Annotated in this window: 14 protein-coding genes; 6 read left to right on the top strand and 8 right to left on the bottom strand. The window is 68.9% G+C overall.

All coding sequences use genetic code 11. The features are described 5' to 3' along the window. The first annotated feature begins 118 nt into the window (after window positions 1-118). The 5 genes from U9J23_RS01070 (at window position 119) to U9J23_RS01090 (ending at window position 10,738) form a co-directional block, all read left to right on the top strand. Window positions 119-673 (top strand): DUF732 domain-containing protein, encoded by a 555-nt coding sequence (locus U9J23_RS01070; RefSeq protein WP_059382131.1) that lies wholly within the window; start codon window positions 119-121, stop codon window positions 671-673. Between the two features lie 20 nt (window positions 674-693). After that, a complete protein-coding gene (locus tag U9J23_RS01075) occupies window positions 694-1,653 on the top strand; it encodes a cutinase family protein (protein WP_059382132.1) in 960 nt (319 codons plus the stop codon). Between the two features lie 684 nt (window positions 1,654-2,337). Continuing rightward, entirely contained in the window at window positions 2,338-4,227 is a 1,890-nt protein-coding gene (gene fadD32, locus U9J23_RS01080; RefSeq protein ID WP_059382133.1) for a long-chain-fatty-acid--AMP ligase FadD32, read from the top strand. 53 nt (window positions 4,228-4,280) lie between these two features. Beyond that, window positions 4,281-9,188 (top strand): polyketide synthase Pks13, encoded by a 4,908-nt coding sequence (pks13, locus tag U9J23_RS01085; RefSeq protein ID WP_272266428.1) that lies wholly within the window; start codon window positions 4,281-4,283, stop codon window positions 9,186-9,188. Between the two features lie 8 nt (window positions 9,189-9,196). Further along, the gene (locus tag U9J23_RS01090) at window positions 9,197-10,738 is read left to right on the top strand and encodes an acyl-CoA carboxylase subunit beta (RefSeq protein WP_085468765.1); all 1,542 of its coding nucleotides are present in this window, start codon (window positions 9,197-9,199) and stop codon (window positions 10,736-10,738) included. Between the two features lie 36 nt (window positions 10,739-10,774). Here the strand turns inward: U9J23_RS01090 and U9J23_RS01095 are convergent, their stop codons facing one another. From U9J23_RS01095 to U9J23_RS01110, 4 genes are all read right to left on the bottom strand, one after another. Further along, entirely contained in the window at window positions 10,775-11,416 is a 642-nt protein-coding gene (locus U9J23_RS01095) for a TetR/AcrR family transcriptional regulator (RefSeq protein WP_085468766.1), read from the bottom strand. A gap of 63 nt (window positions 11,417-11,479) precedes the next feature. After that, window positions 11,480-11,911 (bottom strand): hypothetical protein, encoded by a 432-nt coding sequence (locus U9J23_RS01100; RefSeq protein ID WP_059382136.1) that lies wholly within the window; start codon window positions 11,909-11,911, stop codon window positions 11,480-11,482. Window positions 11,912-11,960: 49 nt separating this feature from the next. Continuing rightward, a complete protein-coding gene (locus U9J23_RS01105) occupies window positions 11,961-15,269 on the bottom strand; it encodes an arabinosyltransferase domain-containing protein (RefSeq protein ID WP_106200790.1) in 3,309 nt (1,102 codons plus the stop codon). Between the two features lie 44 nt (window positions 15,270-15,313). Beyond that, window positions 15,314-18,610 (bottom strand): arabinosyltransferase domain-containing protein, encoded by a 3,297-nt coding sequence (locus U9J23_RS01110; RefSeq protein ID WP_326600963.1) that lies wholly within the window; start codon window positions 18,608-18,610, stop codon window positions 15,314-15,316. Between the two features lie 131 nt (window positions 18,611-18,741). Here U9J23_RS01110 and U9J23_RS01115 point away from each other — a divergent pair, with 131 nt between their 5' ends. Then, complete coding sequence (locus tag U9J23_RS01115) at window positions 18,742-21,519, top strand: FAD-binding and (Fe-S)-binding domain-containing protein (protein ID WP_145709244.1); 2,778 nt, start codon at window positions 18,742-18,744, stop codon at window positions 21,517-21,519. Between the two features lie 14 nt (window positions 21,520-21,533). Here the strand turns inward: U9J23_RS01115 and U9J23_RS01120 are convergent, their stop codons facing one another. From U9J23_RS01120 to U9J23_RS01135, 4 genes are read right to left on the bottom strand one after another with little or no spacing between them, the layout of a single operon-like run. Continuing rightward, window positions 21,534-22,193, bottom strand: coding sequence for an outer membrane lipoprotein carrier protein LolA (locus U9J23_RS01120; protein ID WP_228525993.1), 660 nt, complete (start codon window positions 22,191-22,193; stop codon window positions 21,534-21,536). 6 nt (window positions 22,194-22,199) lie between these two features. Next, window positions 22,200-23,360: a hypothetical protein gene (locus tag U9J23_RS01125; RefSeq protein WP_272266413.1), complete on the bottom strand. Its 1,161-nt coding sequence runs from the start codon at window positions 23,358-23,360 to the stop codon at window positions 22,200-22,202. After that, entirely contained in the window at window positions 23,357-23,632 is a 276-nt protein-coding gene (locus U9J23_RS01130; RefSeq protein WP_272266414.1) for a hypothetical protein, read from the bottom strand. Before U9J23_RS01130 ends, U9J23_RS01125 begins: the two co-directional genes overlap by 4 nt. Next, on the bottom strand, window positions 23,629-23,931 hold the full coding sequence (locus U9J23_RS01135) for an SAV_915 family protein (RefSeq protein ID WP_085468773.1): 303 nt from the start codon (window positions 23,929-23,931) through the stop codon (window positions 23,629-23,631). The genes U9J23_RS01130 and U9J23_RS01135 overlap by 4 nt, the downstream gene beginning before the upstream one ends. Window positions 23,932-24,000: the final 69 nt, after the last annotated feature.

Here is a 24,000-nt window from a genome sequence, read left to right on the forward strand (position 1 = left end):
ACGGCCCGTGCAGACCGGGGGAGGCGGGACGCTTCTACCGGTCTGCACGGGCCGCTCTGTAGCCTGGGGCGCATCTGACCAAGTTCGACCGACATCCCGGATGTGAGGACCCCACCACATGCCTTCACGGACCCGCTCGCGCTCGACCCGAGTCCTCGGCGCCCTCGCCGCGGCACTGACCGCCACGGCAGTTCTCTCCGCGTGCGGAAGCGACGACTCCACCGCGACGAACACGCCGACGACGTCTGCCACCACGGAGACCTCGACGTCGACATCGACCTCCGCGGCCGAGACGTCCACCGGCGCCGCGGGGACGGAGACCACGGACGAGGCCGAGACGAGCGACGCGTCCCCGGCTCCGTCGTCGCCCGGCGCCGGAGAGGACACGGGAGCCGGTGCGGGCACACCCGCTCCCTCGCCGGGCGCACAGGCCTTCCTCGACGGCCTCCGTGCCGAAGGTGTCGAGCCCAACGATGAGACCGGCGCGGTGAACATCGCCGACTACATCTGCAGCGCCCAGGCGCAGGGTGGGTCTCCGGAGGAGATCAAGGTGTTCGTGACCGCGCTCGTGGGTAGTGATGCTGCAGCCGGTGGTGTCGAGTTGTCGGAGGAGCAGGCCTCCTCGACGGCCGACACGTACATCGCCGTCGCCGGCGAGACGTACTGCAACTAGGAAACGCGGGGACAGCACGAATGGTCAGGACGAAGCAGCGTCGCGGACGCAGGATCGTGGTCGTAGGGGCGCTGCTCGTCCTGGCGATCGTGCTGGTGCTCTGGTACATGCTCGCGGGGCGGCTGGACATCCCGTCGCCCGTTCCCACCCCGCCCGGGCCGGAGGAGCCGCAGTCGCAGCCGGCCTCGTGCCCCGACGTGCAGGTCGTCGCGGTGCCGGGCACATGGGAGTCCGCGGTGGGCGACGATCCGTACGCTCCGGCCGCGAACCCGTACTCGCTCATGCTCAACGTGACGAGGCCGCTGCAGGAGCGTTTCGACGCCCAGCGCGCCGACGTCTACACGGTGCCGTACGTCGCGCAGTTCTCGAACCCCATCGCGATCCCGCCGGACGGCCAGCAGTCCTACAACAACAGTCGCAGTGAGGGATTCGCGGCAACCACCGACATCCTCGCGCGACGCTCGGCCGAGTGCCCGCTGACCACCTATGTGCTCACCGGCTTCTCGCAGGGTGCCGTGATCGTGGGAGACGTCGCCGCGCAGATCGGTGCCGGCAACGGTCCGGTGCCCGCCGACCGGGTGCTCGGTGTCGCGCTCATCGCCGACGGTCGCCGCGACGGGGCCTCGGGCACCGACATCGGTGCGCCCGTCGCCGGAGTGGGCGCCGAACTGTCGCTCGACGGCCTGAGACTGCCGGGTATCACGATGACCGGTGCGCGTCCCGGTGGCTTCGGGGAGCTCGACGACCGCACCATCCAGATCTGCGCGCCCAGCGACAGCATCTGCGACGCACCGCCGAACGCGCTGAATCCCGCCAATTGGATGTCGGCCGCTCCGCGCCTGCTCGAGTACGTCAACAACCCGATCCACGCGATGTACAACACCTATGTCGTGGACGAGAACGGCACGACCGCGACGCAGTGGATCGCGAACTGGGCGGCGGAGAAGATCGACGCCGCACCGGAACCCGCAGAAGAATGAGCTACGGCCGTCGCGACATGCGGCGACGGCGCGGGCCGAAGTGAGCCCTCCCACATATTACTCACGAGTAGTGTCCGATCTCACCACCCGGTACACTCGAATGACGGGCTGCCTTTAGACTCATCCCTCGGCTGCGTGCCCGGCCGTCCGGGATCGTGGCGCACGACGACTGCCACAGGAGAAGAGGTTCATGGTGCCAGCGACGGCACGGCGAACGGCCGGCCCCCTCCGGGGGCGTAGCGACGGCCCGCGACGGGGAATGATCCTTGTCACGAGCTCTCGTGTCGGTCGGGCGTACGTACCGGGGCGCCGGTCCTGGGCGGCGGAGGGTGGCGGGTCGCATCGCCGGGGGGTATCGGCGTCGAAAAACCGTCGCACACAAACGGATCGTGTGCTCTTCTCATTCGACGGGCACGGAATGTGTGTGTGAAGACGACCATGTCGTATCTTTGTGTTTCCCGTGTGCAAGGGGAAGCGTTCCTCCCGGCGACCGCACTTTGCGAGGGTGCGCGTGATGCCGATCTGTAACATATTCGTGATCTGGGGTCGATGGACACGTTCGAGGAACGGACCGCCGGAAGCCGTGGGGGGCGGTATCGGTACGACGATCCGCCGGCGCGGAGGAAAAGTTAGTGGCGCAACCATGTCGAGTGGTTGTGGGATCGCTTCGACAGGGAGAAGGAATTGAGCGTCGGGTTCGAAGAGTTCATCGATGAGAACGGGCGGATCAGGCTGCCGGAAGGGCAGACCCTGCTCGATCACCTCGAGGGGAACTTCGCTTCAAACGGTGACGATCTCGCCTACCGGTACATCGACTACTCGCGGGAACGCGACGGCGAGGTACACGAGCTGACCTGGGATCAGTTCGGCGTGCGCATCAAGGCCATCGCCGCGCGCCTGCAGCAGGTCACCGCTCCCGGCGACCGCGTCGCGATCCTCGCTCCACAAGGCCTCGACTACGTCGTGTCCTTCTTCGCCGCGATCTACGCCGGCACCATCGCTGTGCCGCTGTTCGATCCCGACGAGCCCGGTCACACCGATCGCCTGCACGCCGTCCTCGGCGACTGCACTCCCAGCGCGATCCTCACCGCCACCTCGTCCGCGGCCGGCGTGCGGCAGTTCTTCCGCCCGCTCCCCGCTGCGCAGCGTCCCCGCGTGATCGCCGTCGACGCCATCCCCGACTCGGTCGCCGAGTCCTGGAACCGGCCGCCCATCGGCACCGACGACATCGCGTACCTGCAGTACACCTCCGGCTCGACCCGCGTTCCCGCCGGCGTCGAGATCACCCACCGGTCGGTGCTCACCAATGTCATCCAGATGGCCGACTCGATCGAGCTCAACGAGTCGTCGCGCGGCGTGACCTGGCTGCCGCTGTTCCACGACATGGGCCTGCTCACGGTGATCCTGCCCGCGGTCGGCGGCAAGTACATCACCATCATGAGCCCGCGCGCCTTCGTGGCCCGGCCGAGCCGCTGGATCCGCGAGCTCGCCGCCGTCTCCGACGGTGCCGGCACCTTCGCCGCCGCCCCGAACTTCGCGTTCGAGCACGCCGCGGCACGCGCCGTCCCGAAGCCCGGCGAAGAACTCGACCTGAGCAACGTCATCGGCCTGATCAACGGCAGCGAGCCGGTCACCACGGCGTCGATGCGCAAGTTCAACGAGGCGTTCGGCCCGTACGGTCTGCCCCGCACGGCGATCAAGCCGTCCTACGGCATGGCCGAGGCCACCCTGTTCGTCTCCTCCACCCGCCACAGCGACGAGGCAAAGGTCATCTACGTCGACCGCACCGCCCTCAACGCGGGCCGGGTCGTGCGCGTCGAGCCCGACGCCGAGAACGCCATCCCGCAGGTCTCCTGCGGTTACGTCGCGCGCAGCCAGTGGGCCGCGATCGTCGACGCCGAGACCGGCACCGAGATGCCCGACGAGCAGGTCGGCGAGATCTGGTTGCACGGCGAGAACATGGGCATCGGTTACTGGGGTCGCAAGGAAGAGACCGACAAGACCTTCCACAACCGCATCACCAAGCGTCTGGCCGAGGGCAGCCACGCCGAGGGCACCCCGGACGACAGCAAGTGGCTGCGCACCGGCGACTACGGCGTCTACATCGACGGCGAGCTCTACATCACCGGTCGCGTCAAGGACCTCGTGATCGTCGACGGCCGCAACCACTACCCGCAGGACCTCGAGTTCTCGGCGCAGGAGGCCAACTCCGCGCTGCGCCCCGGCTTCGTCGCGGCGTTCGCGGTTCCGGCCAACCAGCTGCCGCGCGAGGTGTTCGACAACGACGCCTCCGGCCTGCAGTTCGATGCGGACGATTCGTCGGAGCAGCTCGTGATCGTCGCCGAGCGTGCTCCCGGCGCCGGCAAGGCCGATCCGCAGCCGATCGCCGACGCGGTGCGTGCCGCGATCTCGTCACGGCACGGTGTGACCGCCCGCGACGTGCTGCTCGTGCCGGCCGGTTCCATCCCCCGTACGTCCAGCGGAAAGATCGCGCGTCGGGCGTGCAAGACCGCATATGTCGAGGGAACGCTGCGCGGTGGTTACCAGCAGCAGGCCTTCCCGGACAGCGTGTAAGAACGAATGTCCTCTTTCCCGGGTAGCGTGGTGGGTTGATGTCTGACACTGAAATGACGGTTGCGCAGCTGCGCGAATGGCTGCGCAACTGGATCGCCGACGCGACCGGGCAGCCGGTCTCCCAGATCTCGGACGATCGTCCGATGGAGGAGTTCGGACTGTCCTCCCGGGACGCCGTCGCCATGGCGGGCGAGATCGAGGAACTCCTCGGTGTCACGCTGAACGCGACGATCGCCTACCAGCACCCGACGATCGCATCGCTCGCGACGCGCATCATCGAAGGTGAACCCGAGGCACCTGCCGAGGACGACTCCGCCCTGTACACGGTCGGTGCCGTGGCGGGTTCGAAGGACGTCGCCATCGTCGGTCTGTCCACCCGTTTCCCGGGTCACGTCGACACTCCGGAACAGATGTGGGATCTGCTCGCGTCCGGACGCGACGGCATCTCCGATCTGCCCGAGGGCCGCTGGTCGGAGTTCGAGAACGACCCCGCCGTGTGGGAGTCGATCCGCAACGCCAACACCAAGGGCGGCTACCTCGACGACGTCAAGGGCTTCGACGCCGAGTTCTTCGCGATGTCGCCGCGCGAGGTCGAGATGGTCGACCCGCAGCAGCGCCTCGCACTGGAGCTGACCTGGGAAGCGCTCGAGCACGCGCACATCCCGCCGAGCGAGCTCAAGGGCGGCTCGGTCGGTGTGTTCATCGGCAGCTCGGCGAGCGACTACATGCTCCTCGCGGTCGGCGACCCGTCCGCAGCGCATCCGTACGCGCTCACCGGCACCTCCACCGCGGTCATCGCCAACCGCGTGTCGTACTTCTACGACTTCCACGGCCCGTCGGTCACGCTCGACACGGCGTGCTCGTCGTCGCTGGTCGCCGTGCATCAGGCCGTGCGCGCGCTGCGCAACGGTGAGGCCGACGTCGCCCTCGCCGGTGGCGTCAACATGTTGCTCGCCCCGGCCGGCACCCTCGGCTTCGACGAACTCGGCGTCATGGCACCCGACGGCCGCATCAAGGCGTTCTCCGCCGACGCCGACGGCATGATCCGCGCCGAGGGCGGCGGTCTCGTCGTGCTCAAGCGTCTCGAGGACGCCGAGCGCGACGGCGACAACATCCTCGCGGTCATCGCCGGTTCGGCCGTCAACCAGGACGGTCGCTCCAACGGTCTGGCCGCTCCCAACCCCGAAGCGCAGGTCGACGTGCTGCGCCGCGCCTACCGCGACGCGCAGATCCTGCCGTCCGGTGTCGACTACATCGAGGCGCACGGCACCGGCACGGTACTCGGCGACCCGATCGAGGCCGATGCGCTCGGCCGTGTCATCGGTCGTGGCCGCGAGGACGACAAGCCGGTCCTGCTCGGTTCGGCCAAGACCAACTTCGGTCATCTCGAGTCCGCCGCCGGTGCGGCCGGTCTCATCAAGGTCGTTCTCGCGATGCAGAACGATCAGCTTCCGCCGACGCTCAACTACACCGCCCCCAACCCGTACATTCCGTTCGACAGCGCGCACCTGAAGGTCATCCCCGAGGGTGCGAAGTGGCCGCGCTACACCGGTCGCGCCGTCGCCGGCGTGTCCGGATTCGGTTTCGGTGGCACCAACGCGCACGTCGTGGTCCACGAGTACACCGGCCCGGAGGGCCAGGAGGCCGCCGAGGCCGAGGTCGAGGTCCTGCCGGAGGAGATCCCCGCCGCCGCGGAGACCACCGAGCAGGCCCGCGAGCTGCCCGTCCTGCTCGCCGTCTCCGCTGCGATGCCGTCACGTCGCCGCCGTGCCGCTGCCGATCTCGCCGACTGGCTCGAGACCGAGAAGGGCAGCACGACGCCGCTCGCCGACGTCGCCCGCACGCTCTCCCGTCGCAACCACGGCCGGTCCCGCGCGATCGTCGTGGCGAGCAACCACGGCGAGGCCATCGCCGGTCTGCGTGCCGTCGCCGCCGGCAAGCCCGCGCAGGGCGTGTTCAACGCCGACGCTCCCGCCTCCAAGGGCGCGGTGTGGGTGCTGTCCGGCTTCGGTGCCCAGCACCGCAAGATGGCCAAGCAGCTGTACCTGGAGAACCCGGTCTTCGCGGCGGCCGTCGACGAGGTCGACGAGCTGATCTACGACGAGTCGGGCTACTCCATGAAGGAGAAGTTCCTCGACGACGCGCAGGACTACGACGTCGAGACCGCGCAGGTCGGAATCTTCACGATCCAGATCGGTCTCGCCGCGCTGCTGCGTCACCACGGTGCCGAGCCCGCCGCGGTCGTCGGCCACTCGATGGGTGAGGCCGCCGGCGCCTACATCTCGGGCGGACTGTCGCTCGAGGACGCCGTGCGCGTGATCTGCTCGCGCTCGCGTCTGATGGGTGAGGCCGAATCCGGCCTGACCGGCGACGACATCCGCCTCATGGCGCTCGTCGAGTACAGCGCCGCCGAGATCACCGACGTGCTGCCCGACTTCCCGCAGCTCGAGGTCTGCGTCTACGCGGCGCCCACACACACCGTCATCGGTGGCCCGCAGGAGCAGGTCAACGCGATCGTGGCGCGCGCCGAGGCCGAGGAGAAGTTCGCCCGGGTCCTGCAGACCAAGGGCGCGAGCCACACCTCGCAGGTCGATCCGATCCTCGGCGAGCTCGCGGCCGAACTCGCCGGCATCGAACCGCATCGCCTGAAGGTCGACCTGTACTCGTCGGTCGACCAGGAGACCCTCTACCGCGCAGGCCACGACGGCATCCACGACGTCGAGTACTGGACCAAGGGCATGCGCCACAGCGTGTACTTCACGCAGGCGATCCGGCAGGCCCTGTCCGACGGCCACACCACCTTCGTCGAGCTCAACGCCAACCCCGCGACGCTCATGTCGGTCGCGGCGACGGCCTTCGACGCCGGTGTGCAGGACGGCCAGTTCATCCAGACGCTCAAGCGCAAGGAGGACGAGTCCCTCGGCGTGCTGGCCGCGCTCGCGCAGCTGTACGTGCACGGGCAGTCCGTCGACCTGAAGACGTTGCTGCCGGAAGGCGACTACGCCGACCTGCCGCGCACCGCCTTCCTCCGCAAGCCGTACTGGGTCGACGCCAGCATCGGCACGTCCGGCAACGGCCGCGTGCCCGGCGCCCGGGTCGCCCTGCCCGACGGCCGCTACGTGTGGGAGGTGCAGGCATCCGCCGTCACCGATGCGGCCGAGCTGGTCGTCGCGGCGGCCTCGCAGGTGCTGTCCGATGTCACGCTCACCGCGTCCATCCCGCACACCGACGTCCCCGCGACCGGCACCCTCACCACGACGCTCACCCGGCACCCGGGTGGCGCGTCGCTGCAGGTGCACGCGAACACCGGCGACGGTTTCACGCTCGTCCACGAGGGTGTCGTCACCTCCGGTGAGCCGCTGCCCGCGCCCGTCGCGGTGGCCGCGAAGCCGGCCGCGCAGGCCGAGGAGCTGCCCGAGGTCGCCGAGTCGTTCGGCGACAAATGGGATCCGAACGGATCGCAGACCCTCGACGATCGCCTGACGCTGATCGTCGCCGAATCCATGGGCTACGCGCCCGAGGACCTGCCGGCCGAGATCCCGCTCATCGAGCTGGGCCTCGACTCGCTCATGGCCGTCCGAATCAAGAACCGCGTCGAGTACGAGTTCGACATTCCGCAGCTGCAGCTGTCGGCGGTCAAGGACGCGAGCCTCCGCGACGTCGCGAAGTACCTGCGGTACGCCGTCGAGAACCGCGAGGAGGTCGCGCAGCTCGCCGAGCAGCAGGCCGCCGAGAAGGCAGCCGAACGCGCCGCCGCTGCGGAACAGGACGATCTGCCCGAGGTCGAGGACACCACCGCGGTGGGCGAGGCCGAGCAGATCCTCGCCGAAGCCGAGGCACAGACCGCGCCCGGGACGACCGAGCCCGAACAGGAGTCGAGCGGAGTCGACGTGCCGCCGCGCGACGCCGCGGAACGGTTGACCTTCGCCTCCTGGGCCGTGGTCACGGGCAAGTCGGCCAAGGGCATCTTCAACCCGCTGCCGAAGCTCGAGCGTGATGTCGCCGAGAAGCTCGCGGCACGGCTGACCGAGCGGGCCGAGGGCGAGATCACCGTCGACGACGTGCTCGCCGCCCCGACCATCGAGCAGCTCGCCGAGACGGTCCGTCAGCATCTCGAATCCGCCGATCGCATCGACGGACTCGTGCGCACACTGCGGCCCCGCGTCGAGGGATCGGACACCGTGCCGGTCTTCGTCTTCCACCCTGCGGGTGGTTCGACGGTCGCGTACGAGCCGCTGCTGCGCCGCCTTCCGGCGCACACCCCGGTGTTCGGTTTCGAGCGCACCGAGGGCCCGATCGACACCCGCGCCCAGGCGTACCTGCCGCTCATCAAGGAGATCCAGGGCGACGGCCCGTACGTGCTGTGCGGCTGGTCGCTCGGCGGTGTCCTGGCCTACGCGGTGGCCCGTCTGCTCCGCGAGGAGGGCAAGGACGTGCGTCTCGTCGGCCTCATCGACACCGTCATGGCCGGTGAGAAGGTCGAGGACACGCCCGACGAGATCCGCAAGCGCTGGCAGCGTTACTCGGCGTTCGCGAAGAAGACCTACGGGATCGACGCGCCGCTGCCCTACGACCTGCTGGCCGAGGCCGGCAGCGACGAGGAGCAGATCGGCATCCTGATGGGTCTGCTGGAGCTGAGCGGGGCACAGATCCCCGGCGGCATCATCGAGCACCAGCGCACGTCGTGGCTCGACAACCGCGCCATCCAGACCGCGGAACTGCTGCCCTACGACGGCAAGGTCGTGCTGTACATGGCCGACAAGTATCACGACGACGCGATCGATCTCGAGCCGGCCTTCGGTACCCGGCAGCCCGACGGTGGGTGGGGCGAGGTCGTCGCGGATCTCGAGGTCGTGCACGTCGGCGGCGATCACCTGCAGATCGTCGACGAGCCGTACATCTCGAAGGTGGGGGAAGACCTGACCCGCAAGCTGGCCGACATCGAGGCCTCGAGGAGCTGAACGAACAAGTGAGCACCACGGCACAGAAGCTGGCCGAGCTGCGCGAGAAGCTGGAGATCGCGAAGGAGCCTGCCGGCGAACTCGCGATCGCCAAGCGCGCGAAGAAGGGCATCCCGAGCGCTCGCGAGCGCATCGACATGCTGCTCGATCGGGGCAGCTTCGTCGAGATCGGCGCACTGATGAAGACGCCCGGCCGCGACGATGCGATGTACGGCGACGCCGTCGTCGTCGGGCACGGCACGGTCGACGGCCGCCCGGTCGCGGTGTTCTCCCACGACCAGACCGTCTTCGGCGGCAGCGTCGGCGAGATGTTCGGCCGTAAGGTCGCCGCGGTCCTCGACTTCGCACTCAAGATCGGTTGCCCGGTCGTCGGCATCAACGACTCCGGTGGTGCCCGCGTGCAGGACGCCGTCACCTCGCTCGCCTGGTACGGCGAGATCGGCAAGCGTCACGAGCCGCTGTCGGGTCTGTGCCCGCAGATCTCGGTGATCGTCGGAAACTGCGCCGGTGGTGCGGTCTACGCGCCGATCAACACCGACGTCGTGGTCGCCACCGAGGGCTCGCACATGTTCGTCACCGGCCCCGACGTCATCAAGGCGGTCACCGGTGAGAGCGTGAGCCTCGAGGAGCTCGGCGGTGCCCGTCAGCAGGCCGAGTACGGCAACGTGCACCACGTCGCGCCCGACGAGAAGGCCGCCTTCGAGTGGGTGCGGCAGTACCTGAGCTACATGCCGTCCAACGCGCAGGAGAAGCCGCCGATCGTCAACCCCGGTCTCGAACCGGAGATCACCCCCGACGATCTCGAACTCGACACGTTCATGCCCGACGCCGACAACTCCGGCTACGACATGCACGACATCCTGCTGAAGATCTTCGACGACGGCGAGTTCCTCGAGGTCCGCTCGCAGACCGCGCCGAACATCATCACCGGCTACGCGCGTGTCGACGGTCATGCCGTCGGTGTCGTGGCGAACCAGCCGCTGTACCTGTCGGGTGCGCTCGACGCGGCCGCTGCCGACAAGGCCGCGCACTTCGTGCGCGTGTGCGACGCCTACGACATCCCGCTCGTGTTCGTCGTCGACACCCCCGGCTTCCTGCCCGGTGTCGAGCAGGAGAAGATCGGCGTCATCAAGCGTGGTGGCCGCTTCCTGTTCTCGTACGTCGAGGCGTCGGTCCCGAAGGTGACGGTCGTGGTCCGCAAGGCCTACGGCGGCGGCTACGCCGTGATGGGTTCGAAGCAGCTCGGCGCCGACATCAACTTCGCGTGGCCCACCGCGCGTATCGCCGTGATGGGTGCCGAATCGGCTGTCGCGGTGATCGGCCGCCGGCAGATCGAGGCCGCGGGCGAGAACGCCCCGGCGGTGCGACAGCAGCTCATCAACTTCTACAACGAGCACGTGGCGACGCCGTACATCGCGGCCGAGCGCGGATACGTCGACGCGGTGATCGAGCCGTCGACGACCCGCCTCGAGATCCGCAAGGCGCTGACCCTCCTCCGCGACAAGGAAGTGTTCAAGAACCCGCGGAAGCATCACCTGCTGCCGCTGTAGAACAGCCGGAGAACCCTCGCCGACGGGGTCTGTGCACTAGGACGTGCGCAGGCCCCGTCGCGCGTATCCGACGATCTGCTCGACCTCTGCGTCGGCGTCGAAGGTGGATGCGTCCCGCCACAGCAGATGCTCCATCACCGCGAGCAGCAGGATCGAGGTGGTGAGCGAATCCCGTTGCGGGTCGGCCGATCCCAGGTCGGCGATGGGACCGGCGAGCACCTCCGCGACCGCCTTCTCCAGATCCTCGCGCACCTTCGGTGCGTGCGACCGGCCGCCGGCGGAGGACACGACGTTGCGGGTGGCGGCGGCGATCTCGGGATCGACGGCCTGGTTCAGGACGGCCGCGATGCCGGCACGCAGGGCGGCGTCGGGATCGGCGGCCTGGTCGATCTTGTGACGCAGATACCGGACGAGTCGGTGACCGCCCTCCTCGACGACGGCGTCGACGAAATCGCCCTTGCTCTTGAAGTAGCGGTAGAAGGCGTCGTTGGAGAGTCCCGCGGCGGCCACGATGTCGGCGACGCGCGCGGGTTCGCCCCGGGTGAGCAGTTCGCGTCCGCACCGGATCAGAGTGTCGACGTCGCGGCTCGCAGCCTCCTGTCGGGGCGTCAGGCTTCGCTTCACGGCCTCGGAGGCGCGGGGGGACAGGGTCGACCCAGCTGAATTCTCGGTGGTCACCCGCTCATTCTAGATAACCGAAACCCGATTCTGAGATGCTCCGACCCTGCCTCGCCCGGAAGATCAGGGAACCGTCCAGCTGCCGACACCGGGCAGATAGGTGAAGCCCGGGGCGGTCACCACGGCGACGATCCGACCGGACCCGGTCTCGGCCACGGGATTGCCGGACAGTCCACCGCCGATCATCGGGCGGACGGGAAGCTCCACCGTGCCGCGCGCGCCGGTCGACAGGTTCGTCCAGTCGACGGTGCAGTAGCACCACATGCTCCCGTGGAATGTCGAGGTGCCGGGGCGCTCCGGATCGACGGTCACCGAGACCGTCTCGTTGACGAGCGCTCCGCCGTAGCCGAACGAGCCGGTGGAACCGGAACCGACCACCCGGGTGAGCGTGGTGGCGTCGACCGGAGCCGCCGCGGCCACTGGTGCATTGAGGACGCCGAGTACGAGCGCCACGCCGGTCGCAGTGGCAAGGCCGAACTTCCGTAACGCTGTCATGCCAGGAACGTCGTCCCGACAAGCACTTTCGTTACTTTCGCCCCACCCGTCACTCGTAGACGCGCATCGGCGCGGGCTTCCACAGACCCGACCGTGTCACCTCGGTGGTGGTCAGTTCGGCCGGCTGCGCATTCGGGTAGAAGCGCACGTACCGCTCCACCGAACCCCAGTCGCGACCCCAGTCGTTCTCCAGGTAGGTGGGCACCTGCTCGGGGCGCGCCAGGACCTCCGCGAAACCGAGCGGACCACCGTTGTCGGCGGACTGCCAGGTGTCGGTCGACGACACCGCGAGAGGACGGTCGGGGAGGACCCGGTAGTTCGGCATCTCGGCGACACCGGCCCAGTGGTCGAACGGCCGCTGGCACGGGAACTGCAGACCCACGGCCCAGTCCAGCAGGAGCGGCTGATCGGAGCCGAGCTGGGCGTCGAGCCGCTCGAGGGTCGGCACACGCGGCGGCGTGAACGCCAGCCACTGGTCGCCGGTGAGATTGGGATCGTTGGCGACGATGCGGACGGCGTCGACGTCGTCGGGCAGGTCGGCGAGCGGCACACGCAGGTTCCGCCACGACGGCGCGGGGCCGATGTCGCGCGGCAGGTAGGTGCCCTTCGCCTCGACGCTGCCGTCGGCCTGGCGGGTGCCGTACTCGACGAGCAGCGACTGGCCGTAGGTCAGTGCACCGGTGTCGTCGTACGACCAGATGCGACCGGCCGCGGAGATGATCACCAGCGGCGTCTCGTCGGTGATCTCGGGCAGGGCGTACCAGCTCGACGTGAGCGCGGCGGGTTCCTGCACACCCTCCTGGTAGCTGCCGAGCACCGGGGTGACGGACGGGTCGAGCCCGAAGGGCAGGCGCACGGTGCTGCCGTTGACGGTCTGCGCACCGGAACCACCCGTGGTGCCGCCGCCCGCGCCGGTCTCGAAGGTCGGACCGACGCTCTGATTGTCGGTGTTGCCCTGGCCCGGCTTGACCTCGACGTAGTCGGCGGTCAGGTCGGACGGCACGCCGTCGGGAGTGAAGCCGCGCGGGGACGCACCGGCGAGCGGGTCGTCGTTCGCCGGCGGGTTGGCGGAATCGATGATCGGTTCGAGGCGTCCCTCGTTGGGGTCGGCCTCGACGAGTACGTCGTTCGCGAGACCGCACGTCTGCCCGGCGACGGCCCCGATGTTGGAGCGGGCGAGCGAGTACGCCGGGTACTGCGACACCGCGCCCTTGAGCAACGACAGCACTTCGAACAGCACCATCGCCGCGGCGACGACGGTGAGCGGCGCGGCCGCGAGTGCGCGGATCCGCCGGCCCTTCTTCGTCTCGGGCGACTCCGGCGGAGGTGCGTAGCCCTCGCGGAGGTACTGCCACGCGACGAGCACGAGCGCGAGACCGAACAGGACCAGGAACAGCGAGCTGGATTGGTAGCCGCTCAGCGAGACGGTCTTGTCGAACCACGGCACGCCGTAGCTCGAGACGTACCACCAGCCGTTGATGCCGGCGAACGACACTGCCAGGACGAACAGCAGTCCGGCGAGGAAGATCGTGCGGTTGCGGCGCGACCGCAACGCGCTCGCGGAGACCACGACGGCCGTGACCGTCGCGAGCGAACCGGCGATGCCCGCGTACGCCCCGAAGTGGTGGGTCCACTTCGTGGGGTTGAACATCATGAAGAAGATCGTGCCGAAGACGATGCCGAGCAGACGCCAGGTCGGGCTCACGGCGACGCCGGGGATACGACGGCGGCGCAGTAGCACGAACAGCGTCGTGAACAGGCACAGCAGCATCGTGAGGAACGCGAAGCGGCGCGGCAGCGACCCGTCGACGGTCTGCACCATCAGGTAGTAGTAGCGGAGGAAGTCGTTCCACCACTCCTCGTTGGGGCCGATGATGGTGCGCACGCGGGTCGCCTCGAGGACCGCGGCGAGGGTCTGATCCGAGAACACCACGACGAGCACGAGCAACCCGGCGGCGCCGATCGGTGCGAGCAGCGGCAGGGTGCCCACCTCGCGGTGGCGGCGCACGATGATCCGCGTCATCGGCCGGATACCGGCGATGAGGGCGGCCACACACATCAGGCCGGTCGGTGCCGCGGCGAGCGTGAACGCACCGATGAACACCGCCGTCGCGGCGGGCAGCAGACGCCCGGTCGCGATGGCACGCTCGATCGAGCACCAGGTCAGCAGCGCACCGAGAGCGACGATCGGCTCGGGCCGCAGACCGTTGTTGTAGGGCAGCCAGAAGGCGAGGAAGACCAGTCCGCCCGTCCACAGTGCGATGCGGTTGTGTCGCACGGCCCGGCCGAGGCGCGGCACCACCTCGCGGCTGATGACCATCCAGCACAGGATTCCGGCGATCAGAGCGGGGATGCGCATCCACGGGCTGGCCGTGGAGATCTTCGCGAACGCCGCCAGCACGTCGTAGTACCAGCCGAAGGGAGCTTCGGGGACGCCGAACCAGCGGAAGTAGTTGGCCATGTAGCCGGAGTTCTCCGACACCCGGGCCATGGTCAGCAGGTAGCCGTCGTCCGAGGTGTTCGCGCCGAAGAAGTGCCAGCCGACGAGCGTGAGGACCACGACGACGTCGACGCCGGTGAACTTCCACCAGCGGGCGGGCAGGAAGCGACGGTGACCGCGACCGTCCGTGCCGTCGAGCTTGGCCAGCGCGCCGAGCGCGAGCGCCGTCGACAGCACCGCCAGGATCATCGCGAGGGACTTGACCAGTGTCGGCGACGACGTGAACCGGGAGTCGACATCGACGGTGACGTCGAGGCCGGGGACGGCGCTGGGCAGGTCGCTGAACACGCCCACGACGAGCGGTCGCAGGTCGCCGGTGAGTTCACCGGCCCGCGGGTTGCCGTTCTCGTCCGAGAGGCCGACGAACTCGGCGGTGGTGCGTTCGGAGTCGGAGAAGATCTGCAGTTCGCTGCACGCACCCGACTCGACGTCGGCGCGCGGCGCGGTCGCGACCACCACGTTGCGGTCGAGCACGTCGACGTTCTCGGCGCCGACCCGCACGAACATCGCGTTGAGCGCGGCGTCCTGCCCGTTGGTGGGGGCGGTCGCGAGCAGCATCCCGCCGTCGCCCGGCATCTCCGCGACGGCGCTGCACGGCACGGTGGCACGGAACTGGAGGGGGACTTGCGACATCAACGGCAGTTCGACGTCGGTCGCCGCAGAATCCTGCGGCCACGACATCGTCGCCTCGGTCACGCGGACCGGGAGGAACGGTGTGGCCAGCGCCAGGATCATGCCGAGCAACCCGGCGACGACGGCGACGAGTCGCGCGGTCCGGTACCGAGTGCGAAGGTCCTCGCCCATCGACCGTGGGGCGGTCGGAGCAGGCGCGGGTGAGGTCGTCACGTCGTCGGGCACGGGAGTCGATGGTATCCGGCGACGTGGTGTGACGGCACTCGCCCTTACTCCAGCAGGACCGGGACGCCGTCACGGATGCGGCCCGGCGACCACAGGCCGGAGCGGGTCGTCACGTCGGTGGTGACCTCCGCGGGGGAGGCATCCGGGTCGATCGGACGGTACTGCTCGAGCGATCCCCAGTCGCGATCCCAGTCGTGGTTCAGATAGGTCGGGACGGCCTCGGCGTTCAGCAGCAGCGGGATCCAGCCGAGCGGCCCACCGCCGATGTCGTCCTGCCAGCCGTTCGTCGCGTCGGCCCCGACGCGGTCCGGGAGGATGCGGTACTCGGGGACCTCGGCGACACCGTTGCGATGTCCGAACGGTCGCTGGCACGGAAAGGCGAGACCCACCGACCAGTCGATGAGGACCGGGGCGTCGGATCCGACGACCTCCTGCAGGGTCTGCATGCGCGGCATCCGCGGCGGCGTGACCGCGACCCACTGGTCGGGGGAGAGGTCACCGTCGTCCACGACGATGCGCACGGCGTCGGCGTCGGCCGGGATCGCGTCGCTCGGCACGCGCAGGTTGCGCCAGGACGGCGACGGGCCGATGTCGATCGGGGCGAGCGTGGCCAGCGGCGTCACCTCGTCCCCGGACGACGAACCGAACTCCAGCAGCACGTCCTGACCCGGGGTGATGACACCGTCGGGGTCCACGTAGCGGACGCGTCCCGCCGCGGTCACGACCAGCAGCGGTGTCTCGTCGGTGCGCTCCGGCAGCGCGTACCAGCCGGATTCGAGCTCGGCCGACTGCTGCACGCCGGATCGGTAGCTGCCGAGGACGGGCGTGGTCTGCGGGTCGAGGCCGAAGGGGAGCTTCACGGTACTGCCGTTGATGCCCTCGTTGCTGGTGCGACCGCCCTCGGTGCCGGCACTGGTGGAGGTGGTGGTGCCGCCCTCCTCGCTGTCGACGGTGTTGGCGCCACCGGTCGTGGTGGTCTCCGCGTCGGCGGTCAGGTCGAGCGCCACGCCGTTCGGGGTGAAACCGACGGCGGTGCCGGCGCCCAGGGCCTCGCCCGGATCACCGTCGAGAGGCTGCAGCATCGTCGCGTTCGGATCGGACTCGACGAGCACCTCGTTGGCGAGACCGCAGTGATCACCGGTCAGGGCCGCCGCGTTCGACTTGGCGATCGAATAGGCCGGGTACTGCGAGACCGCGCCCTTGAGCAGCGACAGCACCTCGAACAGCACCACCGCCGCCGCGACCAGCGTCAGCGGCGCCGACGCCAGGGCCCGCACCTTGCCGTTGCGGTCGGGCCGCGGTGTCGTGAACGGCTCGCGCAGGTGGAACCACGCGGCGAGGAGCAGGGCGAGCACCGTCAGGCCGAGCAGTGCCGTGGAGAAGCCGAAACCGGAGATCGACGGCGGCTTGTCCCACCACGGGACGCCGTAGCTCGAGACGTACCACCAGCCGTTCGAGCCGGTGAACGCCATCGCCAGGACGAACAGCACCCCGGCGGTGAACAGAGCCCGGTTGCGGGCCGACCGGATGCCGACCGAGCCCACCCCGATCGCGGCGAGCGCAGCCACCGACGCGGCCAGGCCCGCGTACACACCGAAGTGATGCGTCCACTTCGTCGGAGTGAGCATCATGAGCAGCAACGACGCGAAGACGATGCCGAGGATGCGGCGCGACGGTCCGATCGCGGTGCCCGGGATGCGGCCCTTGCGCAGGATCAGCATGACGCACACGACCAGGCACAACAGCATCACGAACACGCCGAACCGGCGGGCCAGCGAACCGTCGGGAGAGACGGTGAGCAGCGCGTCCCAGCGCAACCGCTCGTCGAACCACGGCACGTTCGGGCCCACGGCCGACCGCACACGGGTCGCTTCGAGGACCGACGCGAGTGTCTGGTCGGCGAAGACCGCGATGAGCACGACCGTGCCCGACGCGAGGATCGGCGCGAGGGGCGCGACGACACCGACGAGATGCCGGCGCGCGACGAGCACCTTCACCAGCGGGCGCATCCCGGCGACGAGCGCGGCCACCGCGATCAGGCCGGTCGGGCCGGCAGCGAGGGAGAAGGCCGCGATGAGCACCGCGATCGCGGCGGGCAGCATGCGCCCGGTCGCGATGGCGCGTTCGACCGAACACCAGGTCAGCAGTGCACCGACCGCGATGATCGGCTCGGGCCGCAGACCGTTGTTGTAGGGGAGCCAGAAGGCGAGGAAGACCAGCCCGGCCGTCCACAGCGACACCCGGCTGTGCCGGACGGCGACACCGAGCCGCGGGATGACCTCGCGGCTGATGACCATCCAGCACAGGATCGCCGCGATCAGCGTGGGCACGCGCATCCACACGCTCGACGTCGAGACCTGCGCGAACACGACGAGCACGTCGTAGAACCAGCCGAACGGCGCCTCGGGCACACCGAACCAGCGGAAGTAGTTGGCCATGTATCCGGCCTCGTCGGACACCCGCGCCATGTTGAGGATGTAACCGTCGTCCGAGGTGTTCGCGCCGAGGATGTGCCAGAGCAACAGGGTGCCCACGACCACCGCGTCCACGAAGGTGAACCGCCACCAACGGGCCGGCAGGAACCGGCGGGCGCGGCGTCCGTCGATCCCGTCCAGGCGATGCAGGGCGACGAGGGAGACCAACGTTGCGAGCGCGCACACGATCATCGCGAGGAGCTTGAGCACCGTAGGCGTCGACGTGAACCGCGAGTCGAGCTCGGCGCGCACCGACAACCGTTCCGTGGAGTCGTCACCCTCGGGGTCGAAGGAGCCCGAGGGGTCGGTGAGGTCGCTGAAGACACCGACCATCTGCGGCCGCTCGTCGCCCTCGAGTTCGATCGCGACCGGCGGGTCCGCGCCCACGATCTCGGCGGCCGTGCGTTCGGAGTTCGATGCGACCGTCACCGCCGTGCACGGCTCGTCGAGCGGCGCGGAGACGAGCACCGAGTTGCGCAGGACGGCCTCCACGGTGCCGGGCGCACCGTCCTCGCCGGGTACCGCGCGGATCACGAGGCCCTCCGCCGTGGCGTCCGGGGAGCCCGACGGGATGGTCGAGACGAGGGTGCCACCGTCGGAACCGAGCTGCGATGCCGCCGCGCACGGCACACTCACCCGAAGCGTGAGCGGGGCGTAGGTGACGAGCGGCGCCTCGACACTGTCGACGCTGCCGTTCTGCGGCCACTGCAGTTCGCCGGTCTCCTGCCGGACCGGCAGGAACGGAAGGGTCAGAGCCAGCACGAACCCGAGCAGACCCGACACGATCGCGACGATCCGCGCTGTGCGGATGCGCGATGTCGGGTCGGACGAATCGGTTTTCCCGGGCGAAGCGGTATCGGCTGGCACAAGCGTCGATGCTAGGCGAGTCCCGTCACGGTCCGGCCTCGCGCCGCTCCGCTCGCACTACTCGCAGGTACTCCACGGGTTCTGTCGGACCACGTCCGGAGCGATACCTCCCGCAACTAGCATCGCTGTGTATGAAGACCTCCACCCCGATCGGGCGCGCTCTCCGCGCGGCGGGCATCGGGGAGGTCTGCGACGACTCGACCACACGCGCGCTGTACTCGTCCGATGCCTCTCTCTATCGCGTCCCACCACAGGCCGTGGTGCGCGCCCGGTCGATCGACGACGTCGCCACGACCCTCGACGTGTGCCGGCGGGAGGGCGTCCCCCTCACCTCCCGCGGCACCGGCACCTCGCTCGCGGGCAACGCCGTCGGGCCCGGCGTCGTCATCGACTTCTCGCGTCACCTGAACCGGGTGCTCTCCGTCGACCCCGAGACCCGGACCGCGCGGGTGCAACCGGGTGTCGTGCAGGCCGAGCTGCAGCGCGCCGCGGCACCGCACGGTCTGCGCTTCGGTCCCGACCCGTCCACCCACAACCGGTGCACGATCGGCGGGATGATCGGCAACAACGCGTGTGGGGCGCGCGCGCTCGGCTACGGCCGCACATCCGACAACGTCGTCGCGCTCGAGGTGCTCACCGGCACCGGGCACCCGCTGACGCTGCCCGGCGAGGACCCGACACTCGACCCGCTGCGGGGGATCGTCGCGCGCGATCTCGCGACAATCCGCACCGAATTCGGTCGCTTCGGCCGGCAGGTGTCGGGCTACGCCCTCGAGCATCTGTTGCCGGAGCACGGATTCGACGTCCGGAAACTGTTCGTCGGCAGCGAGGGCACGCTCGGGATCACGACCGAGGCGACGGTGCAGCTGGTCGCCGACCCCGCCGTACGCACGATGGTCGTGCTCGGCTATCCCGACATCGTCGCCGCCGGGAACGCCGCGCACGGACTGCTCGGTTTCCGGCCCACCGCGTGCGAGGGGCTCGACTCGCGGATCGTCGACATCGTCCGGCACCGGCGCGGACCGGAGGCGGTGCCGCCCCTCCCGTCGGGTGCGGCGTGGCTGTTCGTCGAGCTGGCCGGCGACGACGCCGACGAGGTGCGCGACCGGGCGAGGGCACTCGCGCAGGCCGCAGCCGCGACCGACGTCCTTCACGTCGAGGATCAGGCGCGGGCCGCCGCTCTGTGGCGTATCCGGGAGGAGGGGGCCGGCCTGTCCGCGAGAAGTCCGAAGGGGCTGCCCGCACACGCGGGATGGGAGGACGCCGCCGTCCCCGCCCACCGCGTCGGCGACTATCTCCGCGACTTCGAGGAACTGCTCGCCGGATACGACGTCACCGGCTATCCCTACGGGCACTTCGCCGACGGATGCATCCACATCCGTCTCGACATCCCGCTCGAGGTTCCCGGACTGTTCCGCGAATTCCTCTTCGAAGCAGGCAAACTCGTCGCCGAATACGGCGGGTCGATGTCGGGGGAGCACGGCGACGGCCGCGCCCGGAGCGAACTGCTGCCCCTGATGTACTCGCCCGACGCGCTCGCGCTGTTCGGGGCCGTGAAGTCGGTCTTCGATCCGGAGAACATCCTCAACCCCGGAGTGCTCGTCGACCCGCGCCCCGTCGACGTCGACCTCCGCGTCCCGGCCGCGCGGAAGGTTCGCGAGGACCTGGCCTTCCGCTATCTCGAGGACGGCGGCGACTTCACGCAGGCCGTCCACCGGTGCACCGGGATCGGCAAGTGCCGCGCCGACAACACCGGCACCGGTGGGGTGATGTGCCCGTCCTTCCTCGCGACCCGCGAGGAGAAGGACTCCACCCGCGGGCGTGCCCGGGCGTTGCAGGAAATGCTCAACGGGCACCTCGTCGACGAGTCGTGGCAGTCGCCGGAGGTACACGAAGCACTCGATCTGTGCCTGTCGTGCAAGGGATGCCTGTCCGACTGCCCGACCGGCGTCGACATGGCGACCCTCAAATCCGAAGTGCTGCACCAGACCTACCGAGGACGACGCAGGCCCGCGAGTCACTACGGTCTCGGCAGGCTGCCGCAGTGGGCAGCGATCGCCTCCCGCGCGCCGCGGGTGGTCAACGCTCTGACCCGGATCCCGGGTGTCGCCCCGCTCGGCCTGACCGTCGCCGGTCTCGATCGACGCCGCCATGTTCCGGCGTTCGCTCCCCGCACCTTCCGGAAGTGGTTCGCCGACACCCTCCCGCAACGATCCCGCACGGGCGACCCGGTGCTGCTGTTCGTCGACACCTTCACCGAATACTTCACCCCGGAGATCGGAGCCGCTGCCGTGCGTGTCCTCGAGACCGCCGGATACAGCGTGCACATCACCGACGAACCCCGCTGCTGCGGGCTGACATGGATCACCACCGGCCAGCTCGACCAGGCACGGAAGATCGTGGGCCGCACCGTCGCCGAACTCTTCCGCAGCGGCATGCCGATCGTCGGGCTCGAACCGTCGTGCACCGCCGTCCTGCGCTCCGACGCGGTCGAACTACTCGGGTCCGCGCCCGCGCGTCTCGTGGCCGACAGCACCACAACCCTCGCCGAACTCCTCACCGACTGGGAACCGCCCCCGCTGGAGGGAACGCGGATCGTCGCGCAACCCCACTGTCACCACCACGCCGTCATGGGCTGGGGTGCCGATGCCGCCCTTCTGCGACGCGCGGGTGCCGACGTGCAGCAACTCGCCGGCTGCTGCGGCCTGGCCGGGAACTTCGGCGTCGAACGCGGGCACTACGACGTGTCGGTGGCGGTCGCGCGGACCCAACTGCTTCCGGCAGTCGAGGTGGCATCGGAGGACGCGGTGATCCTCGCCGACGGGTACTCGTGCCGTACCCAACTCGGCGACCTCACGACGCGGCGCGGCACGCACCTGGCGGAGTTGCTGGCCTCACGACTGCCGTAGGCCCGGAGACGTCCTCACCCTCTACGCCGCCGTCCTCTGGTGCGTTCGCTTCTGGTTGGGCGCGGCCCGAGTTCGTAGGGAATCTTCAGGATGTGGCGGGTCTTGGCGTCGATGTCGCAGTTGCCCGACGCGACGGAGTGGAGGATGCCGTTGTAGACGAGGTCCCACAGGTCGGGGTTGCGTTGGATCTCGCTGATCTTGAACGAATGGATCTTGTTGCCGTGTGCATCCTTCAAACGAAGAACGCGGCTGTAGCCGTCAGCAGAGAACTGGATGCGGGTGAGTTGGTATGTGTCGACCCAATCTTCGCGCCATTGAACCCAGTTGATACCCGCTGCGGTCCAGTGATTCCCGATGCCCCGGAACAACAACAGGGCACTTCCGATGATGATGACCCACATGATCCACCAGTGGATCCAGCGGAAATCTCCGTTGATGACGGTGAGGTACACGATCAAGATTCCCGCTATCAACAATGCGCTGATGTATTTATCGCGGACGGTGGGTTGGAGCCATTCGAGAGTGGGGCCGAGGTGGTTCGGTGCATCTGGCGGGTTCCGTGGTCTGCGGCCGAGTGGTGTGTATTCCGTGCCGTGGTAGATGCGGGGCGCCCGGGGAGGGCGAGGCTCTCCTGTGCTCGAATCCGGCATCGAAGGAAGATCAGTGATATCCATTTTCCCTCAGAAAAGGCTTCCCACCCAGCGGGCCGCAGAGCCTGCGGCACCCGAGATGTCGTCCCAGTGTTCGATCACTTCACCGACGCCGAACGCGACACCGACTCCCGCGCCGACAGCGAGCAGCGTGACGGGGCCTCCTGCTGCACTCGCGAGAATCAGTTCGGTCGCTACGGTTCCGGCCACAAATCCGCCGATGTCCTTTGCAACTGCCTTTACGGCGTCACCAGTTGTTTCGGCATCCATCAAATCATTTGCTGTCTGGGCGCCGGTCAGCGCTAATCCCAGGAACGGCAATTTTGAACCGATACTTGACAGGGCCGAGCCTCTAGGGAAAGGCTCGCCGAGGTTGCTGCCGAGCATTCGGACAAACTTGTTGTCACCGAGCCCAGAAAGCAATCGAGAATTCTCCGCAGCGAACCGCGCAGCATCGTCCGCCCCGCCTTGGAAGGCTCGAACAGCCCTGGCTGCTGTCGCTTCCGGGTACGGATCACCCAGCCGCGCCGCTTCGGCAGCAAGCTCACGCAGTCGGGCGAGGGTTGCACCTCGCGTAGCGGCTTCCTCGCCCCATCTCGACAACTCGGAAACCGCCGTAGCCAGATACCCACCGACTGTGTGCAGAACCAGCCATCCCCACTGGGCTTCTGCATCCTTCAGGATCGCCGTCGGCCCGCGCAGGGCTTCCGCAATCGCGCTGTGCGCTGCGGCCTCGACCGCGCGACCTTCCGTAACGAGTCCCGCAGCCGTCTCGTATGCCGCGATCTGCTTTGCCCGAAGGGTTTGGAGCGCAATGTCGTACGAATTCGGGTCGACGTCGACCGGTTCACCGATCCCGACGCCGTACTCCACGGGAATGCCGGCTTCCGCTGCTGTCACCTCGGCCTGCGACATGCGTGACCGGGCGGTGACGAGCCCGTCGGCGAATGCGCGCAGGGCAACGGCAATCACGTCGATCTGGTCTGCGGCCTCGGCCGTCCCTGTGATGACGCGGTCGAGTATCGTCCGGAATGCTTCTCCCGCCGGACTTCTGAACTCGTATTCGGACTCGGTGCGTCCGTCGCGCGCCGCCTTCAGTCGGTCGTTCACGCCCGTGGCGAGGGCAGCGAGCGAATCCGCACATGCGTAGCAGGAGGTGGGGTCGCCGAAGACCCGGGTGTCGAGGCTCATCCCTCACCGGCCTTCGCGATCTCCTGCGCCGTGTGCGACTCGGCGTCCTGGTAGGCGCGCAGACTGTCCTGGGTGGCGTCTGCCGCACCGGCCAGCGACCGGACCGCCGCGTCCAGCGCGGAAGCGATCGACCCGAGAGCTTCGACGAGCAGCGGGGTGGCGGCACCCGCGTCGGGTATCGGTGCGGGATCGGATCCGAGTTCGTCGATTCCCATCGCTCCGGTCGCCAGGAGCTTCGCAACCGTGTCGAGGTCGCCGATGTCGATGCTCACCGGGTCGCTCTCCTGCCGAGTGGATCCTCGAACGGACGGTCTTCGTCCTCGACCCGGGGTGGCGGTGGTTGTCGGCCGTCGAGCAGGACCACGTCGTACCCGGTGGTCCGGTGGATCTCCCGCAGTCCTGTGCTGTCGACACCCATCCACGGCTGCCGAGGTCCGCAACAACGGACCAGTTCCTCCAGCGAGGTGTAGGCGGGCAACGCCAACCGGCCGTCGGGCAGAGTGCGCATCTCCAGTTCGACCTGCCCGGAACTGTCGCGGCGTCGGATCGGCACATACAGAACGTCGCTCATCGAATCCCCCGATTCCGTCGTACCCCCCGTACGACTCGCCGAGACCCTACCGCAGCGGCGATGAGTTTC

The sequence above is a fragment of the Rhodococcus sp. PD04 genome (assembly GCF_035918275.1).
Lineage (GTDB): Bacteria > Actinomycetota > Actinomycetes > Mycobacteriales > Mycobacteriaceae > Rhodococcus > Rhodococcus rhodochrous.

Excerpts from the sequence above, each read along its gene's own strand:
- U9J23_RS01070 (WP_059382131.1), top strand. The coding sequence starts at position 119 with ATGCCTTCACGGACCCGCTCGCGCTCGACCCGAGTCCTCGGCGCCCTC.
- U9J23_RS01075 (WP_059382132.1), top strand. The coding sequence starts at position 694 with ATGGTCAGGACGAAGCAGCGTCGCGGACGCAGGATCGTGGTCGTAGGG.
- pks13 (WP_272266428.1), top strand. The coding sequence starts at position 4,281 with ATGACGGTTGCGCAGCTGCGCGAATGGCTGCGCAACTGGATCGCCGAC.
- U9J23_RS01100 (WP_059382136.1), bottom strand. The coding sequence starts at position 11,911 with ATGACAGCGTTACGGAAGTTCGGCCTTGCCACTGCGACCGGCGTGGCG.
- U9J23_RS01115 (WP_145709244.1), top strand. The coding sequence starts at position 18,742 with ATGAAGACCTCCACCCCGATCGGGCGCGCTCTCCGCGCGGCGGGCATC.
- U9J23_RS01120 (WP_228525993.1), bottom strand. The coding sequence starts at position 22,193 with ATGGATATCACTGATCTTCCTTCGATGCCGGATTCGAGCACAGGAGAG.
- U9J23_RS01125 (WP_272266413.1), bottom strand. The coding sequence starts at position 23,360 with ATGAGCCTCGACACCCGGGTCTTCGGCGACCCCACCTCCTGCTACGCA.
- U9J23_RS01135 (WP_085468773.1), bottom strand. The coding sequence starts at position 23,931 with ATGAGCGACGTTCTGTATGTGCCGATCCGACGCCGCGACAGTTCCGGG.